The organism is Shinella sp. NM-101, from assembly GCF_021401195.1.
Taxonomy (GTDB): Bacteria; Pseudomonadota; Alphaproteobacteria; order Rhizobiales; family Rhizobiaceae; genus Shinella.
In genome coordinates this window covers 355,486-373,410 of record NZ_JACBFT010000003.1, presented here as the reverse complement: position 1 = coordinate 373,410, position 17,925 = coordinate 355,486, and the positions used below count along the sequence as shown (strand labels likewise).

15 protein-coding genes are annotated in these 17,925 nt (G+C 56.8%); 7 read left to right on the top strand and 8 right to left on the bottom strand.

Annotated elements, in window-relative coordinates; genetic code table 11:
• Nucleotides 1–247 precede the first annotated feature (247 nt).
• Both L0976_RS08845 and L0976_RS08840 read left to right on the top strand, forming a co-directional pair.
• Nucleotides 248–625 carry a helix-turn-helix domain-containing protein gene (locus L0976_RS08845; RefSeq protein WP_234186972.1) on the top strand — a complete coding sequence of 126 codons (378 nt, stop codon included), beginning with the start codon at nt 248–250 and terminating at the stop codon, nt 623–625.
• Nucleotides 625–1,857: a type II toxin-antitoxin system HipA family toxin gene (locus L0976_RS08840; RefSeq protein WP_234186971.1), complete on the top strand. Its 1,233-nt coding sequence runs from the start codon at nt 625–627 to the stop codon at nt 1,855–1,857. The genes L0976_RS08845 and L0976_RS08840 overlap by 1 nt, the downstream gene beginning before the upstream one ends.
• Nucleotides 1,858–2,034: 177 nt before the next feature.
• Here the strand turns inward: L0976_RS08840 and L0976_RS08835 are convergent, their stop codons facing one another.
• Nucleotides 2,035–2,871 (bottom strand): DUF2971 domain-containing protein, encoded by an 837-nt coding sequence (locus L0976_RS08835; RefSeq protein ID WP_234186970.1) that lies wholly within the window; start codon nt 2,869–2,871, stop codon nt 2,035–2,037.
• 103 nt (nt 2,872–2,974) lie between these two features.
• Between L0976_RS08835 and L0976_RS08830 the strand changes: the two genes are divergently transcribed.
• From L0976_RS08830 to L0976_RS08810, 5 genes are all read left to right on the top strand, one after another.
• The gene (locus L0976_RS08830) at nt 2,975–3,667 is read left to right on the top strand and encodes a restriction endonuclease (RefSeq protein WP_234186969.1); all 693 of its coding nucleotides are present in this window, start codon (nt 2,975–2,977) and stop codon (nt 3,665–3,667) included.
• 382 nt (nt 3,668–4,049) lie between these two features.
• Nucleotides 4,050–5,939, top strand: coding sequence for a DEAD/DEAH box helicase (locus L0976_RS08825; RefSeq protein WP_234186968.1), 1,890 nt, complete (start codon nt 4,050–4,052; stop codon nt 5,937–5,939).
• Nucleotides 5,940–5,949: 10 nt separating this feature from the next.
• Nucleotides 5,950–6,378, top strand: coding sequence for an EcoRII N-terminal effector-binding domain-containing protein (locus tag L0976_RS08820; RefSeq protein ID WP_234186967.1), 429 nt, complete (start codon nt 5,950–5,952; stop codon nt 6,376–6,378).
• A complete protein-coding gene (locus L0976_RS08815; protein WP_234186966.1) occupies nt 6,375–7,985 on the top strand; it encodes an ATP-binding protein in 1,611 nt (536 codons plus the stop codon). The genes L0976_RS08820 and L0976_RS08815 overlap by 4 nt, the downstream gene beginning before the upstream one ends.
• Nucleotides 7,975–8,835, top strand: a complete 861-nt coding sequence (locus tag L0976_RS08810; protein WP_234186965.1) for an HNH endonuclease — start codon at nt 7,975–7,977, stop codon at nt 8,833–8,835. Before L0976_RS08815 ends, L0976_RS08810 begins: the two co-directional genes overlap by 11 nt.
• A gap of 3 nt (nt 8,836–8,838) precedes the next feature.
• Here the strand turns inward: L0976_RS08810 and L0976_RS08805 are convergent, their stop codons facing one another.
• The 7 genes from L0976_RS08805 to L0976_RS08775 form a co-directional block, all read right to left on the bottom strand.
• Nucleotides 8,839–10,056 carry a type II restriction endonuclease gene (locus L0976_RS08805; protein ID WP_234186964.1) on the bottom strand — a complete coding sequence of 406 codons (1,218 nt, stop codon included), beginning with the start codon at nt 10,054–10,056 and terminating at the stop codon, nt 8,839–8,841.
• A 3-nt stretch (nt 10,057–10,059) separates the two neighbouring features.
• The gene (locus L0976_RS08800; protein WP_234186963.1) at nt 10,060–10,515 is read right to left on the bottom strand and encodes a very short patch repair endonuclease; all 456 of its coding nucleotides are present in this window, start codon (nt 10,513–10,515) and stop codon (nt 10,060–10,062) included.
• Nucleotides 10,508–11,776 carry a DNA (cytosine-5-)-methyltransferase gene (gene dcm / locus L0976_RS08795; protein ID WP_304951679.1) on the bottom strand — a complete coding sequence of 423 codons (1,269 nt, stop codon included), beginning with the start codon at nt 11,774–11,776 and terminating at the stop codon, nt 10,508–10,510. Before dcm ends, L0976_RS08800 begins: the two co-directional genes overlap by 8 nt.
• A gap of 135 nt (nt 11,777–11,911) precedes the next feature.
• Nucleotides 11,912–12,184, bottom strand: a complete 273-nt coding sequence (locus L0976_RS08790) for a hypothetical protein (RefSeq protein ID WP_234186962.1) — start codon at nt 12,182–12,184, stop codon at nt 11,912–11,914.
• Between the two features lie 61 nt (nt 12,185–12,245).
• The gene (locus L0976_RS08785) at nt 12,246–13,562 is read right to left on the bottom strand and encodes a hypothetical protein (protein WP_234186961.1); all 1,317 of its coding nucleotides are present in this window, start codon (nt 13,560–13,562) and stop codon (nt 12,246–12,248) included.
• A 3-nt stretch (nt 13,563–13,565) separates the two neighbouring features.
• A complete protein-coding gene (locus L0976_RS08780) occupies nt 13,566–16,082 on the bottom strand; it encodes an ATP-binding protein (RefSeq protein ID WP_234186960.1) in 2,517 nt (838 codons plus the stop codon).
• A 323-nt stretch (nt 16,083–16,405) separates the two neighbouring features.
• Complete coding sequence (locus tag L0976_RS08775; RefSeq protein WP_234187067.1) at nt 16,406–17,788, bottom strand: hypothetical protein; 1,383 nt, start codon at nt 17,786–17,788, stop codon at nt 16,406–16,408.
• Nucleotides 17,789–17,925: the final 137 nt, after the last annotated feature.

The following is a 17,925-nucleotide window of genomic DNA, read 5'->3' as shown; positions in this document are numbered from 1 at the left end:
CTATTCACCCGTCACGGAAACAAGTCCGCTCTCTCACTCTGGGGGCGTTGCGGGGATCTCCCCGCTCGAAGGGGTCGGCCGAGACCCAAGGCTCGGACGCAGGGGAAGACCTTCCCCACCTTCTGTCACAAATATCGAACCGAAACGCTCGCGCTGCCGGGGCCTTGGCCAGAAATCTTGACTAATAGCTTAATTTGTCATATATGAACGTTTGTTCGCGGCATTCCATCAAATATGGACGATTGACATGGGTTCTCCCAAGGCGAAACCAGCGCTGGAACGGCTGGGCCAGGATATACGCAACGCGCGTCTGCGGCGTGGCATCGCCGTGGCGGATCTCGCCGTGCGTGCGGGAACCTCGCCAAGTTCTATCGCCCGCCTTGAACGGGGCGATCCGGGCGTTGCGATCGGAACGCTTGCCGACGTTCTCGTCGTGCTCGGCCTTCTGGAGCGGCTCGCTGACCTGGTCGATATCCGCAAGGACGATCTGGGGCTGGCGCTGGCAACGGAGCACGGACCGCGCAGGGGCCGCTCTTTCGCTGCAAGGCTGAAAAAGCAGAAGGCTCAGACGGAGGAGACGCAGGATCGACAGGACGTTGTGGACCCTGACGGGGCCTCCTTCTGATGGCCGATTTCGTCGCCCATGTTGCGCTTGGCGAAGCCCGGGCATCGGTGGGCCAGTTGCGTTTCACCCATGCCGGGCCACGGCAATTCTCGACCTTCACTTATAGTCCCGAATGGATGGAAAACCCGCGCGCCTTCGCCATACAGCCTGACTTTCTTCTGGAGGCTGGCCCATTCCACACTTCGGGGCAGCCCGGCAACATGCGCGACGCCTTGGCGGGCGTTTTCGCCGATGCGGCGCCGGACAGTTGGGGGCGCAGGCTGCTCGAACGCGCCTATGGCAATGGCCTCAACGAATTCGAGTATCTGACGCTTTCCGACGATGCCTGCCGTCAAGGCGCGTTGCGCTTTCTGGATGACAAGGGCGAAGTCATTCGCGGCAAGGCGGCCGACGCCGTTCCCCGTCTGGTCGATCTTGAAACCATCACGGCGATCGCGCGCGCCTATGAGCAAGGCAAGGAAATCTCGCCCGAGGAGATGCAGGCGCTGGCCGGGGCGGGCGGCTCCGGCGGCGCTCGCCCAAAAGCCAATGTCAGGGACGGCGACGCGCTGTGGCTGGCGAAGTTCACCTCCGTCCACGATCAGCAGCCGATCGAGCGCGTCGAGGTCGCAACCCTCCGCCTGGCGGCAGCCTGCGGTATCCGCACCCCCGAGGCACGGCTGGAACTGGCTGACACGCCGTTCCCGGTTGCTCTGATCCAGCGGTTCGACCGACGCGGGTCCGCACGGATTCCCTACATCTCCGCGCGCACTGCGCTCGGCAAGACAGGAGCGGAGCTGGGTTCCTATACCGAGATCGTCGATTTCATGCGGGCTTATTCACCCGATCCTTCCGACGATTTCCGCGAACTCTACCGGCGCCTGATCTTCACGATCCTCGTGTCCAACAAGGATGACCACCTGAAGAACCACGGCTTCCTCTATGTGGGGGCGGGTCAGTGGCGCTTGTCGCCAGTATTCGACGTGAACCCGGCCCCGGATCGCAACCCCCATCTCGAGACGGCGATCCTTGAGGGCGGCGCCCATGATCGGTCGATCAACCTCGCACTCGAAGCCTGCGAGTTTTTCGAGATTCCCGACGCAGAGGCACGGGAGGCGATCCGGAACGTGGCGCAGCGCATTTCGGACGGATGGCGGGAAGCCTTCAGACAAGTTGGCGTTTCTGGTGCGATGGCGCGCGACTATGAAGCTGCTTTCGTCAGCGATGAGATGGAAGCAGCGCACAGTCTTTAAGGCATATTTGACGACTTATGGCAAATTATCTGTCAGATATGGCGACAATCAAAAAGATGCTCGGACAGTAGGCTATCACGATGAGGAGCCGCCGGCTGAGTCCCACCGCGTGAGCGGACGATCTAAGCGCGCTTGAGAAGGCGACGACGGACAGTGGAAGCGATCGACCAAAGACATTCACTCCACTCGCAGCGTATAAGTGAATAGTTCTCGCCGAGCAGTGCGCAGCGCCGCGACCGGAAATCTGTCACGGGCAATTTCCTTGATTCGGGCAAGATTATCCGGAGCCATCAGTTCGCCCACAATTATCGATTTCACCGCTTCTGGTGGATACGAAATGGCTAGTGGCTCCATATCGTGTTGATCGGTCTGAACAATCAGACGGCGCTCGTGCTCGTAACTCCAAGCCACGGGCTTGGTGGCAAACCCATGACGGTACAGGTCCTGTATTTGCCCTTCCAAACGCTTGGCTTCCTCCAGCCAGAAGTCATTTTTCTCTTCATGATAGCACATATATGCGTAGTCGACCTGGTCGTCGAGAACGCCAAGAACCATTCCATCAACAGAAGGCGCTGCGTCCGAATATGCAACGTCCGTAATGAAAGGAAATCCGGGAAAATTACTGATAGCTTCGTTGATGACCGCATCATCAAACTCAAGACAGAATCCGCGTAAGCCGTCTCCATAGTGAGACCACATAAGAAGATTGTCGATCTCTGACGCGAAGCAGCAGATCCTCACACCCGGAAGAGCCATCTCCAAGTCGTAGTGCTCAAACTGTTCGAAATACTCTTCGGTATCTTCGAGCGGCGCATCTGCCGGATCATCAAAGCCCCACGCCCGTATCAACGCGGCAAAACGCTCTGGTTCAGCTTTGCGGTCAATCTGCCCCGCGACAAAATGCGCACTGCATTCGAACGGATCATTGAATCGCGTGAAATGCTGCGCATAAAGCGTCTGTTCAGCGAGTGCCTCTAAAGAACGCTCGCTGACACGCCAATATTTATAGAGCATATTCCCCCCGGCAGGACATACTTCACGGACTGTATTTCCATGTACTCGCCAACAATAATAACAGCAATGGCTACTCTCCAGCGAGACCTCGGAGTAAAGCAAAATGAATGAGGTTCCGGATTGGCGCATCTATGAGCGTGTAGCAGCGTGCTTCGAAATCGAGGCCGCCGATATGGACGCATCGGTGACACCGAATGCAACACTCGTCGGCAGCCTTAGCGGCACCCCACGCCAGATTGATGTGCTGGTAGATGCCCGATGGGCCGATGGCGTCGAAAGACGCATTATTTTTGACGCAAAGCTTCGGAAACGAAAAGTGGATGTGAAGGACGTCGAATCCTTCGAAGGCATGATGCGGGATGTGCGGGCCTCTCGCGGGGTTCTCGTATGTTCGAGCGGCTACACAAAGGCTGCGCTTGCGCGTGCGGAGCAGTGGATAGAGATCCGGATCATCACCTCTGACGAGGCTGAAGACCTTGATTTCGCAATGGTCGATCCGTGCCCGCACTGCCGGAACACCAAGCGGAGAACAGAGGGCCTTGTCTTCTGGGACGGGCAGTTGCCTCTGGCAATTGGCTGGGGATGGGCAATCATTTTCACGGGCAAGTGCGATGTTTGCCGGAGCTTCGCCTTCTGGTGCTGGGATTGCGGTGACAAGAAAGTCGTTCCTGACGGCGAGGTCTATGAGTGCGGCTGCGAACGCACGTGGTTTGTCGAAAAGAACGATGAGGAAGCTCTTTTTATCCTCGGCGTTGAAGATGGCGAAATCCCCATAGATCGGCGGCCGCTTCGGTAACGCAAGCGCCTACTCTCTTAGAGATTATGATCGCGCCGGCGCGCAAGGCCACGAGCAAGGCCGATCCAGGAAGATGAAGAGTATCGGAGAAATCAGCATAGCGACGCCGGCAGGCGGGATTTCGGGAATTCTCGTCGTGCCGGGGCGGGAAGCAGGCCAGCCGCAGGAGCTTCAACATAGTGGCCCGAAGGGGAAGCGGGACCGACTGGCCCCCGGTCCGGCGCTCTGCATGACGGGTGTACTGTTCAGCCAGATGCACATCTGTCCCCCGAAAGCAGCAGAAGGTCAATGTTCGGTAACCGAATTCACGCCCCTGCGCCTTTCCTCTACCGGTTGCAATTGATATATTAAGCTACGGATTTACTTAAGCCTTCAGAGGATTATGACGACGCCAAGGTGGAAAATTCAGGGAGGTGCGCTTTCACTCATCGATGAGGCCGGAGATACACGTCTTCTGTCTGCCGACGAGATTTACAGCGCCCTCATCGAAAAGCGGCCATCGGCCGACTGGATACCGACAAGCGTCGACGGCCTCCGTCCCTCACGTTATCCTCTGGTGCCGACCCTGACGATTTCGGAATGTGGCGATAGCAAGGCGCCTTCCTACAGCATCACGTCCATCAGCCGGGGCGTGGAAGTCCCTCTTGATCTCGCTGACCTGGAACGTGGCCACAAGGTGGCTGAAGACATCTGGTATCCGATAGAGCCGGCAGCCGGCGCCGAAATCCTGGAGTTGTTGCGAAACACGGGTGTAACACTCGGGGAAGCCGCTTCCCTCAAGGCTTTTCTTGCTATCCGCAAGGCTGCGGGAGCCGGAGCATCAATCGAGGACCGGACAACTGACCGGGCGATTTCGCCGCTCGCTTTCACGCCCTCTGGTGATGATGTGCCAGCCGGGGTTCAGGCAACCCTTTACCCATACCAGATTTCCGGCTGGCGCTGGCTGAAGTTCCTCCTGGCAGAGGGGCTTGGCGGCCTTCTGGCGGACGAAATGGGCCTCGGCAAAACCTTGCAGATCATCAGCGCGCTCAGCGATTCCGGCGGCGCGCCGCTACGGCCCGCTCTTATCATCGCGCCCGGTTCGTTGCTGGAGAACTGGCGACGGGAAATTTCGAAGTTTGCGCCCCATCTCAGTGTGCTGAAGCATCATGGAGCACTTCGGACGGGCCGGCCTTCGGAGCTGAAGGAGTATGATGTCGTCGTGACCTCCTATGACAATGCAGTGCGCGACAACAGCCTGCTCAACATGATCCTCTGGAAGGTGATAGTGCTGGATGAGGCACAGTTCATCCGGAACCCCGACGCCCAGCGGACCAAAGCCGTGAAACGGCTTCAGCGTGAGGCTGGTCTGGCCGTGACCGGAACACCTGTCGAGAACCGCCTGCTCGACTTGTGGTCGATCGTGGATTTCGTGCTGCCCGGTCATCTCGGTGACGCGAAAACCTTCGGGTCGGAATATGCCGATGATGTTGATGGCGCGGCAAAGCTGGAACCGCTGGTTTCGCCGCTTATGTTGCGCCGGCGCGTTGCCGAGGTAGCGCAGGACCTGCCAGGCCGGATCGACATCCCTCAAGTGGTTGAGCTGGATGAAGGCGAGGTCGCGGCCTATGACGCCGAGCGCGAGCGCATCTATGCGGAATATGGAGCTGCCGCCACTCTCGTCGCCCTGACATCATTGCGCCGTTTCTGCGCTCACCCAGACCTGATGAGCGGCAATGCCGCCACGGCCGATCCCATGTCCTTCTCGAAATTCCGGCGTATGGATGAGATCGTAGAAGAGATTTTCGCACGTGGCGAGAAGGTGATCATCTTCACATCGTTTACGGCAATGGCCGATATGATCGCCCGGCACCTCAAGACCCGTTTCGGAGCCTTTGCCGGCGTCATCGACGGTCGTCTGCCTATTGACGACCGCCAGCCGCTGATTGACTGCTTCAGCGCCGTCCAAGGTGGCGCAGCGCTCGTGCTGAACCCGAAGGCCGGAGGCGCTGGCCTCAACATTACAGCTGCCAACCATGTGATCCACTATAATCCGGAATGGAATCCGGCACTCGAAGACCAGGCGTCTGCCCGGGCTCACCGGCGCGGCCAACAATTGCCGGTAACAGTTCACCGGCTCCTCGTGGCCGATACGGTCGAGGACGTGGTGGACGAACGACTGACGCGCAAGCGGGCGATTTCCGGCACTGCGGTTGTCGGCCTTGAAGGCAGGGAAGATGATTACGGTGATATCGTTGCGGCGCTGATGCGGTCGCCATCGAAGGGGACTTAACAGGCTGGATATGGCAGAGCAGACAATTGCAAAGGTGCTGAGCGCCAACGACACGGGCGAAACCGGCGGCCATCAGGCCGGCATTCTTGTGCCAAGGGAGGAACGGCTGCTGTCGTTCTTCCCACGCCTGGACCCGAGCCAGTACAATCCGAGATGTCATCTGAATTTTGTGGATGATGGCGGCACTTTCTGGGAATTTGCCTTCATCTATTACAACAACAAGTTTTTTGACGGTACACGCAACGAGTACAGGTTGACCAGAATGACCAAATACATTCGCCAGGCAAATCTGGTTCCTGGCGACGAAATCATTCTGGTTAGAGATGACGAGGACCGGTATCGCATCACTCACAAACGCAAGCAGCAGGTAGAACGGGCAAAGGGCGTCCTCAAGCTCGGTACGGGCTGGCGCGTAATCGAAATTCAGGGGGGAAGATGAGCAACGTTGAAGAAATCGAACTACCACCGGACCCGGAACGGGTTATCGTCGGCCTGCGTGACACTGGCTATGAGTTCGATACGGCGGTGGCCGATATCGTGGACAATTCCATTGCTGCAAACGCCAGCCAGGTTCAGCTCTTGCTGGAAGCCGATCTGCGAGGCAACATCCGTCTGATGATTGCCGACAACGGCGACGGTATGAACCGCGATGGCCTGATCAACGCCATGCAATATGGCTCGAAAGCCCGCCCCAGCGCCGCCAGCCTCGGTAAATACGGTCTGGGCCTGAAAACCGCCTCAACGGCTTTCTGCAAGAAGCTGTCGGTGATCTCCCGGCCGGACGGCAATACGCCGGCGCTAATGGCAACTTGGGACCTCTACCATGTAGCCCAAGCAAAAAAATGGGCGCTGCTCCTGAATGAAGAATGCGATCCTGAAGCGCTCGAAACTCTTGATGCCGTGGCTCCCGGCCATGCCGGCACCGTCGTCCTCTGGGAAGATGTCGATCGCCTGATCAAGGACTATCAGGACAAGAAAGGTAAACCGGCGCGAAATGCTCTCAGGGCAAAGGAGGATGGTCTGCGAGAACATCTTTCCATGGTCTACCAGCGTTTCCTCGATCCGGATGACGATCGGGCGAGAAACGTCGTCATTGTGCTGAACGGCAAACCTGTCGTGGCTTGGGACCCGTTCCAGACAAAACTCTCCGAGCTCGTTGCCAACGAAACCATTGAGACAGAGCTGCCGGATGAACGAACGGCTTCTTTCACGGCACGGGCATATATCCTGCCCCGTCGTGAGGAATTCCCGGATGATGCCGCTGCTTCGGCTGCGAAGCTTTCGAATGACCGGCAGGGCATATACATCTATCGCGAAAACCGCCTGATCCATGATGCTGACTGGCTCGGCCTTTACCAGAAAGAGCCACACCTGACCGGCTTGCGCGTCGAATTTTCGTTCGACCACAAGCTGGATGATGCCTTCCACCTGGATATCAAGAAGTCCCAGATTATTCTCAACGATGATCTGGCAAACTGGCTGCAAAGCGAGTTCCTGACCGCGCCACGCCGCGAGGCAAACAACCGGTCGCGCGAGGGACAGCAAAAGCTGTTGTCAAAAAAGGGAGAGGGTGCGCACGACACCTCCAACAACAACATCCGTAATCGTGAGGCAGCTGCTGGCGGCCCCAAGGTCAACATAGCGGACCCGAATACCGGTGAAGCCATCGTTGAAAACAAGCACGGCACGACACGCCTGAAGCTGACGATAACGTCTGCAAAAAGACCTGGCGAAGTTTTCGTGCAGCCGGTGGAGGGGATCAACAATGGTCTGCTCTTCGAACCGGCGCTGATCGAGGGGCATAAGGGTATCCGGATCAACACCAGTCACCCCTATTACCAGAAGGTCTACATTCCGAACCTCAATCGGAGTGTGACCATGCAGGGGCTGGACTCGCTGATGTGGGCGCTGGCCGTCGCAGAACTCTCGACGGTTCAGGACCACACATCCTCAATGTTCCGTGACATGCGCTTTGAGGTCTCGCGTATCCTTGAGAAGCTTGTCGAAACGCTGCCTGAACCGGACGTGGATAAGGATGTCGCCTGATCCACGCTCGCTTGCGGAGCGGATCTCCGCCGAAATCGGGCTGGAATTCTCTGGCCGGGAAGGACGAGACAACGACGGTACGCGCTGGCTTGAACTCCAGCCGGCCGGCTATCCTCCCGGCCAGACCTTTACGCTGAGGACCCTGATAGGATGGCGACGGCTGGATGTGCATTTCCGGCCGGGCAATTTTGCCGGTGATCTTATGAGCGCCATGGGCTCGGCAGATGAGACCGGACGCCGTACCTTCCGGGCGGTGCTGGACGTTTGCCGTGATGCCGATGCCGAAATCGTTCTCACCATCAATGGCGTGGCATATTCACCGGACGATTCAGCGATCTGGGAAACGCAGTGGCGGAGCTTCAGCCTCGACGTGCGCCGGGGAATGCTGGCGATCAATGAGGGCAACGCTGAAGAGGATATGCGTCAGGTGGAACTCTGGACTTTCAGGGTCGCGGCGGCCGTTCTGGCACTGCTGCCAGTGGAGGCTGACGACGATGGCGCTGAGGCGTCTGTTGAATTGTCGGGGCTTCCGGAGGGAGCAAGGACCCGCATCGAAGTCAATGGCTACGAGAGGGATCGACGCAACCGTGCCGCCGCCCTCGCGATTCATGGCTATTCCTGCAAGGCCTGCAAGCTGGATATGGGGGAGCGCTACGGCTCAGCTGCTGCGGGTTTCATAGAGGTTCACCATGTGACACCAGTTTCGCAGCTCGGGGAAGATTACATTATCGATCCGAGAACGGACCTGACGCCGCTTTGCCCCAACTGCCATTCGGTCGCCCATCGCCGAAACCCGCCTTTTTCCGTTGACGATCTCCGCGAAATGCTAGCGTCGACACACGAAACTTGACAGTTATTCAGCCCGCTGGCGCTCCTTCACCAGCTCCACGAAGTTGCCAAGCGTCATAAGCCACCCGCGCTGACCTTCGCGATATGTCGAGTGGAGCGATTTCGGAAGAACCAGCTGAAGCTGCTTCGCCCGCATTTCGTCGGTCTGGTTTTCCGAAATACCGGGCTCCAACGTCATCAGGTGCTTTGGCTTGATCCTTTCCGCCTCGGAGAGCACCTGACGCCAGCGGTCTTTCAACGTCGATTTGGAGCCGAGCATGGTGAGGCGTGCGGCCGGGAATGCCGGATCCCGGTATTCCTCCTGACCGGGGAAAAGAAAGTCCGGCTTTTTGCGATTTTCCGTCTCGGCCTCATGATCAAAACGCACTTTGTGGGCAGAAAAGACAGCCTCCAGGTGATGTTCGAGGGCCAGGCCCGCACGCTTCTTGCGGCGGTTCTGGACGCTTTTCGAAAAGCCCATAAAGCCGTCAACGTCCGCGCCTTCGTCGGAATGAAAACCATTCTTAATACGGTCCGCGACTACATGCCTTTCCAGGCGGCGAAACAGCTGCTCTTCCATGTCGATCCAGGCCATCAGCGCGGCATCGGGATCATCGGCGGCCGACACCTGCGGAAGGGAGGTCCTTGCAAGTTCCGACAGGACGCGGGTCGGCGGAAACACCAGCCCGAATTTTTCGATCAGCGCATCAAGGCGGTCGGTTTCCGGCTCCTCGACCTCGATTCCGAGTTCGTCAAGGATATATCGTGCGGTAAAGTCCAGCTCGGCCGCATTGTCCTTGCTGATTTCCAGTGATTCGAACTGCAAGGCCGGCTGTGCCTCAAGCCCGAAGAGCCACAGCAGCTGGTTCTGGATCGTGCTATCTCCGGGTACAATAATCGCCATGAGGGTGTTATCAGTACGTCGGGCAATAAACAGGACATCCCCTTCGGCGGCGGTCGCACATACCGCATTTGTCGGGAAATAAAGCCTGTGCTCCCGCCTCGGAGGTTTCCGGGATTGATACCAGGTCAGGAAACCCTCTTCGGACAACGCCTCCTGCTCACCACCGATCCAGATGAAGATTGCCTGGTACTGCACCCGGTCAGGCGTCCCCAGCAGGCTCTTGAGCTGTTTTGAACTGTTGAATTCGTGCTGGTTCGAACGGAGGACGTTGGCCTCAACGGCGCTCAGCCGCTTGACCGCCACGCCGTCGAAATAATCTGAAAGCAGCCCCCGCCGCATGACCTATGCGCTCCCCCTGAGTTCGAAAAACGAAATGTCGGACTGAAGCCACGTCGCGCATTCGGTAAGAACGGTCTCGATTGGCAACCGGGCCTTACCTTTCAGTGCACACTCCCAGACGATTCCCTGACGCCATCCTGCTATCTGCAAGGCGGCCGAGGCGAGAGCGTCAACCTCACGGTTCCTGTGAATCTTGGCCTGCCAGAAATCCGGTCTGCTGGCGGGCCATTTGAACAGATGGCAATCGTGTCCGTGCCAGAAGCATCCATGAGCGAAGAGAACAGCCCGGTATTTCGGAAAAACGATATCGGGCTTTCCTGGTAACGTGCGATCATGCAGCCGGAACCGGAACCCGACCGCATGCAAACCACGTCTTAGCGTCAGTTCCGGTTTGGTGTTCTTACCCCGAATGCCGGCCATCATCCGGCTGCGGACCTCCGGGGTAACGATGTCAGCCATGAGCGGCGGCCAATGGCATACCAGGACGTGTCACAGCGAGAGCCGGGCCCGGAACCGCGGGACGCCGCTCTCCTGCTGCAAGAGCCGTCTCGATATGAGGCTTCATAGCCTCCGCAACGAACTCGACAACCGGAACAACGACGGCATTTCCGAATTGCCGATAGGCCTGCGTATCCGACACCTCAATCCGAAAGCGCCGGTCACCACGATCGAAGCCCATCAGTCGGGCACACTCAAGCGGCGTCAACCGCCGGGGGCGCTTGCCCGGCTGATCGATAAGCACCTCGGAACCGTCTTTGTAATAGCGTGCAGACAGGGTGCGGGCGACATCATCGGGTCCGAAAAGGCTGTATCCAAACCCGTTCCCCTTTGCCTGATGCTTCGCTTTATAGCCTTGCAGATACTCCCAAAGTCGCGGGGTAAGGGTATATTTTGGATCAACCTCGTCATGCGGCTGGAGAATGCTTCCAAGCTTCGGACCGCTTTTTGCAGGTGGCAGCTTGAGGCCCTTGAAATCGAACTTCGAGGGTTCGCGAAAGCCGACGATAAATACGCGTTCCCGCTTTTGCGGCACCCATGGCTCCGAGCTGATGACGCGATGCTGGACATGATACTTTAGCTCGTTTTGCAGAACGTTCATAATGGTCGCAAACGTTCGACCCTGATCATGGCTTTCAAGGTTCTTGACGTTTTCCAGAACGAACGCAGCAGGTCGGTGATGGGCGATAATCTGGGCTGTATCGAAGAACAACGTTCCCTGCGTATCACACAGGAAGCCATGCGGCCGGCCAAGCGAGTTTTTCTTTGAAACTCCTGCTAGCGAAAATGGCTGGCACGGGAAACCGGCCAGCAAAACGTCATGTTCCGGGATCAGGTCGGGATTTTTCGAAAACTCCCGCACGTCCCCATTGACGCGATGGTTATCAGGAAAATTTAGCGAATAGGTCTGCTGGCTGTGCGGATCCCATTCGGAGGTAAAAACACAACGCCCACCGATGCTTTCAAATCCAAGCCGGAGTCCGCCTATCCCAGCGAACAGGTCGATGAAGCGGAAGTCGGCCTTCCCCGCTTCGCATGCACTGAGCCGGCGGTCGGCTGCATCCTTAAGCGTCTTCAGGGCTAATCGGGGAACCTTGGTCGTGCCGTCTTCATAGCGATAGGCTGTGCGGGGCGAAACCTCAAGAAGTGCTTCGGTCTCCTCCAGAGTGAGGCCCGCCTGCTCTCTCAACCTACTGAATTCAGTTCGCTTTTTGGTTCGCATGATATGGCTCGAATCATTCTCTGGGTCAATTTTTGTCAGATTGACATTATTCTTCCTTACAAACAATAAATGTTCTTATTTTGTTCTGATTTAAAAAACGAATTGCACAGTTTCTTGCCGTCACAACGACGAGGTTCAGGCTTGCCCCTTTACGAATTTCCTGGGCGCAAGCATGTGCAGGCGATCGTCCTCATGGGGCCAGTAAACAAGAAAGGTTGCATCCGGAAATTGCTCCGATTGGCATCGAAGCTCCACAGGCATGCCCCTGATAATCGACATACCGTTTGCAGCCGCCTGCGACCGCAACAATTTTTCAAGGTCTGCTGGCACTTCGATCATTGACAGTTCCGACAACGGAAAACGCTGATCGATGAACGGATAGAAACCATCCGGTAGCTTCACTTGCATTCTTCGCCTCCCGACCAGTTCCGTCAGCTCATGACGTGAAAGTGGTGGTCTCGTCAAAGCGCTAGGCTCCGTGAGACCCGAAACTGATGATAGCAGGCCGTGTGGTATGGCGCGCTCCGTGAGTTGTTATCTGCATCAGGAGCGGCTCACGCAGCCTGCACAGTGCGGTCCAGGCAGCAAATTCGGCTGGCACCATTGAAATCTGGAGGTGAGTGTTGAAAATTATCCTCACCGGGCCGTCGAAACCATCAATCATTAGGGGCGGTGTCACAATTTCTGCTTTGGGGAGGCCTTCTCGCCGCTTTGCTTCGGCAGGTACGATTGCTCCAAGAACAAAGGGGACGGGGCCCTTCCGGCTTTGCGCATAATCGCAACTGGCACCGATCCTGAGGAGGCAGAGCCGGCTGGCACTGCGCTCACCTTTTTCAGTGAGGCAGAATGTACCAGACAACATTGGCTTTGCGGGGAGATCGAAACGCTTCATCATCGGTGCGTCAGCCAGTTCGGCTTCCGGCAAGAGGGTCACGGCACCCCACGCGTCAGACCTGAGCGCTTCACTGGAGGCTTTGGCGATATGGAGCATCGAATTAAGTTTTGCGGCCTCTGCTGGAGACGGTTGGCTAAGATCTTCGACCTTCGTCACCGCGGCTTTCCAGATCGCGCTGCTCTTCGGATCAACACGCTGGTTCGCTATGCGATCAGAAAGTATCGGCATGAGCGCCGCATTGACCGCGCTATAGGGATCCGCCTTCGCGTTGGCGCTACCGACCGCCTCAAAGGCCAGCAAACTGAGAATCTCGTCGAGCCTTTCCGAAAAACGCGCGGCAGTCCTGTCTTCTTTGGCGACGAGCGAGCCAATCTCGGCGAGCGTGGCTCCGGCCGCCTTCAGAACCTCCCGCTCCCAGTCGAGCATAGCTCTCAGGCGCGGATCCGTTTCGATAATCTGACCGACGTCAGTCGTAAGTTTCTCTCCGGCATCGCCCGCGAGGTAGTTGTTCTTATCCAGGCTGAGAATTGCGAGAGGCCGCTTCAGTGGATCGAGGTTTTCCATAACGTAAGCCTCGAACGCGGCCCTCTGCTCCTGATGCTTTGTCCAAAGAATGATTACATACGGTCCTGCCGTAGCAACAATGCCCTCTTCCAGCATTGCTACAATCAATCCAGCGGTTTGCGCGATGCTTCCCGACTGTGCGCCCGTAGTCAGATGCAGGTCAAGGAAGAGAAGCCGCACGCCGCCGAGATGCCTAGTTTCGATACCTTCTGCTTGATCGTACCTTAACGGAAGGCATGGTGCCCCGATTTTCTGCATGCAGTCAGCGAGTTGCTTCAACTCGTCAGCATTGTCATCTACAATGACGTATCGGGCCGGCGTGAACACGAATTATTTCTCCCCCTTGAAAGCGAGCGCCACAACAGCGCCATTGAAATCGTCTGGAATGTCAAAGTCGTCCATTGTTGGAAACAGAAGTTCGCCATCATTCAGGCTCATCGCGAGATTGGCGTAATATAGCCCGAGACCCATGCCGTCAGGACGCCGCGAAAAGAATGGCTCTACAAGCTGCTCGGGAGGATCGCGAAAACCCGGTCCATTGTCGGCGATTACAAGAGCAGGGCGTCCCTTGTAGTCAGGAACAACGTTCATGAAAATTCGTCGCGCGCCAGGTAGAGCATTGTCAGGTACGCTGACTTTCAACCAGTGGATTGCGTTATCGATGATGTTCGTTGCTGCGCCTAGCGCGAGACCGAAAGCGAATACCGCACTTGCGTCTTCAGCGCCCTCCTCAAGAGCAGGGCAGACGAGCTGGACCTTGTGGATCCGAAACCGGACCAATGTGATATCACGCGCCCTTCGTGCGAGCTGCCTTAACGAATAAGATTTCTTGTCGCCCTTTTTCAGCAACTGGGTAGAGGTTTCCAGAACACCTTGAAGCTGCCCGACCTGTATCCTGAGATCATTTATGTTCGCCCCATCGGCCAAGGCAGTGGCAAGGGCGCCTATACCACGCTCGACTTCATGAAAAACGACAGCAAGACCGACTTGGGAAATACCGGCACGCAAGAAGTCGTCTCTGAGTTGGTAGAATTCCTGCTCGACGCGTTTTAAAGAAGGGTCGATATCAGGCAGGAACCCTTTGGATCGGGCAACTTTGCGCACGTCGCTTATTGGTCCTGCGACGTCCCTGTCCGCACTCGGTGCTTTCCCGGTAAGTGCTCGGATGCGCTGCTTGTCAAGCCGTCGTTCTGTTTCAAAAACGCTGATCGCTCCAAGGACAAGTTGCCGCAAATGGCGGTAGGCATCGTTTTCCACAAAACCTTCGCGGTTCGTCTTTTCCTTGAGGTCCTTGCTCGCTTGCAAATCAAGGTCAATGAAGCCTAGGACGATGTTTCTACTGAGGTTTCTCGACGGGCTATTTACCCTTCGAAGGTCCAGGCCCAGCCAATCGTCTCCCGGCTCTCCGTAGTTATAGATACGGATATCGTCGCGGTAGACCCGCACCCCACCATTCTGATCCAGAAAACGCTCGATCAGGCGCGATTGGGCGTATTTCGAAATGACTTCCCGGTCTCTGTCGAAAACATAAAAAGTGCCCTTGAGACGCCCGATACCCTTTATAGTCGATTGATCCGCGACAACGCTGACAAGCCGCTTGGCCCTTGGTCCGGACGCCGCGTCGAGATCGTCCGGCTCTTGCTCAGCGGTGATTTGAAGAGGCTCGTTCTGCCGGACGATCCGGGGCTCAACCCGCACACCGGGAACTCCCCGAAATGAATACGTCGAGTCCAAGGTCATGCCATCGAACTCGAAATCGAAGCGCCACGGGGCACGCTCCACAAGCTCCGACGCATCCGGGAGTTCTGAGATCCAGTTTTCGAATCCCGGCACCCTGAAGTGAATTGTGAAGTTATCGTCCTTCGCGGCAAAGGGGGACGATATAGACGTGACCTGCCGGTAAAGATCCCTGACTTCTCGCCGCGACCATTCCTTCTGACTTAAGTCATCGATACGAATTCTTGTGCCGGTGCGGTTGCCGGTGAATACTTTAGCTTCCCGTTCGGTGACCGTTACAGGAGCGTCCTCGAGAAAGCGGGCTGACATGAATTCAGACCAGTTGATTGCAACATGGCATTCGCGGTGTCCAGCCGCCCGCGTTGTCATTCGGACCTTTCCGCCAAGCTTATGGACCGCAAAACGTCCGACACCTTTCTCCCCAAGCGGCAATCGCCGATATCTCGGCGATCGCCGATCTCCGGCACGATCCTTTTCACGATGATCATCTCCCGGCACTAGCCAGACGTCCCGGATGGTGTCGATTGACATTCCCAGCCCGTTGTCCTGTACCCGTATCCAGGGTTCATCGGTCGAAAGGTCCCCCATTGTTATCGTCACTTCGCTCGCGTCAGCGTCGTACGCATTCTTGACCAATTCGAAGACTGCCAACTTGGAAGAGCCAATAAGCTGGTCTCCGAGCAGTTGAAGTAGACGTGCACGTGGCTTGAACGCTTGCGTGATACGGTGCTCTATCGAGCTTTTCGCCATTTCGGGTGTGCACTTGTTGGCTTTTGCGACATACACGCGATTGCCAATGTTGCCGATAACGAGCTGGTCGCCCTCTTCAGCCCATGTGATTAAACCACGACCCATCCGGGTTTCCGGCTCTCGACCCGACCCGAGACGCAAAGAATTGTAGTACGATGTAGCCAAGGGCGCATGGGCTTCGCCCAGTACCTCGACTTCGATGAGTTCTGTCGATGGCCCTGGACTAGGTGAATAGCCCGCTGCAGCCATTGCTGCGCGTTGCTCTTCATTGGGCAAGTACGCCTGCTTTTCCTTGTCAGTTCGCGAAACGGCTTTCAGACCGAAATTTTCGAAAACCGAACCCCATCCGGCTGAAGTCACGCTTGAATCCTTGACCCTCGTGGGATTGTGAGGGTGAAAGTTCGCTGTTGCTCACCCGTTCCCTTGCTCGCGATGCATGTGGAAGTTTCTTGCAGGATCACGCTTTTCTTGCAAGATCGATCACGCGATAACCACGTTTCACCCGACTTGTTTTACCCGTACGCCCACGCGGATATTATTTAAAGTTGCAGTATTCGCAAGGAGATTGTGGTCGTCGACGGAGGAAAGATGGCGTTAGTCTGGGATGCAAATACGATCCGATTCGCATCCCATCGGGAACCCAGTATCTGTAGTGGCTGCAGGAAGACTGCGCCGCCTGCTTGTCATCTCTGGCTTTCATCGTTCTGCACGCGATCCACGACGAAACTCATGGTCTCGTTCATCTTGCCAAGAGTCCCATCTTTGCGAAAGCGCCGGCCGGACAGGAGGAATGTAACGTGCTTGTCGGTGGAATAGAGCGAAACCGATTCGGCCGAAATCCGGACAAACGCGCCATTATGTTGTGAGGCAATTATATCGCCAGGCCTGACGCCGAGAACGGCTTGTGCCAACTGCGATCGCTCGGCCTCGATTTGCTGTTCCCAGCGCTCCAGATCAGTCTCGATATGGGCAAATGCATCACGGGCGGCCCGAAACGGCCGCTCGGCGCCAAACCAGATCCGGTCTGCCATGGCCAGAACCTCGTCTGGAACAGACCTGTCCATGGCGTAAGCCGCGTTGGTGATCATCTCGTGGATCCGCTCAGCTTCATCGAGTGCCTGCAAACGTGCCTGATATGGTTTGACTTTGGCCTCGGCGATCGCCGGCGGCAAAACCCTGTCCTCTTCCCCATCGAGAAAATCGATCGGCATGACATCACGCAACTTGATCTTGCTCGTCGAGTGCCGCTCAGGCTGGTTTTCCTCCCGCCATGATCGTCGGTACCATTCTATCCACGCAGCCTCCGGCGATATGCATAGATAGCTATTTACAATAAAGTCAGCTTCGGGCTGATAGAGATGATTGCTCGACCATGCATGGTCTGCTGCTGACAACGGCTGCACGACATGGCTGAGATTTTGATCTCGGGCGATCGCCGCAAGCGTTGCTATTCTTGTCTGAAGCTCCGACGTCCACTGAACAAATACGACCGGGCCTGGTGCCGAGAAGGAATGGCGTTTCCCTTCCGTCTCGAAAGTCAGCAACTGCGGGCGAGCAAGCGGCATCAATCGCTCGACAAGTTTTCCGACGCTGGTTCTGACGGACGGCCCCCAGTTGACGTCGACACGACCATTCTGCGCCCATTTCTGCGCCTGGCTCTGTATCAAAAGCAGCACCTGCGCAGCGACATCCTGATCGAGGTGCAAGACATGCTTCAAACGCGATGTATCGACATGATGTTCGACGCCGCGCTTACGCAGTTCATCGAGTGCGGCATTGACGAATTTCAATTGAAGTTCCGTGAACTGTCCGGCAGTCCGGGCTTGTATCCTGCTCTTGCGTTTTTCCTCCAGTTCCTCTCGGAACGCCTTCAAGGCCGGGCGCCGTGGCGTCTGCCCCGCCTCCACGCGTGCCCAGTACCCACGAGGGGGCTTGGGAACCTGCAGTTTCTCGCAGAGCTTTCCGACTGCGACGTCGGAAATGCCGAGTTCTGTGGCGATCTCGCTGGTTGGGCGCTCCCATACCAATGCGAAGAGTTCTTCTCTCGACAAATCACGCTTTGCCATCTGGACATCCTTAAGCGGTAATAAGGCCTCAATCTGAAACGGCGTTCGCCTTTTCACAGATGGCGGCGCATCGAGGCGTACAATGTCATGCCAATGACACGAAAACCGGTCACCGCGAAGTCGTTCCTGCAGGCAGA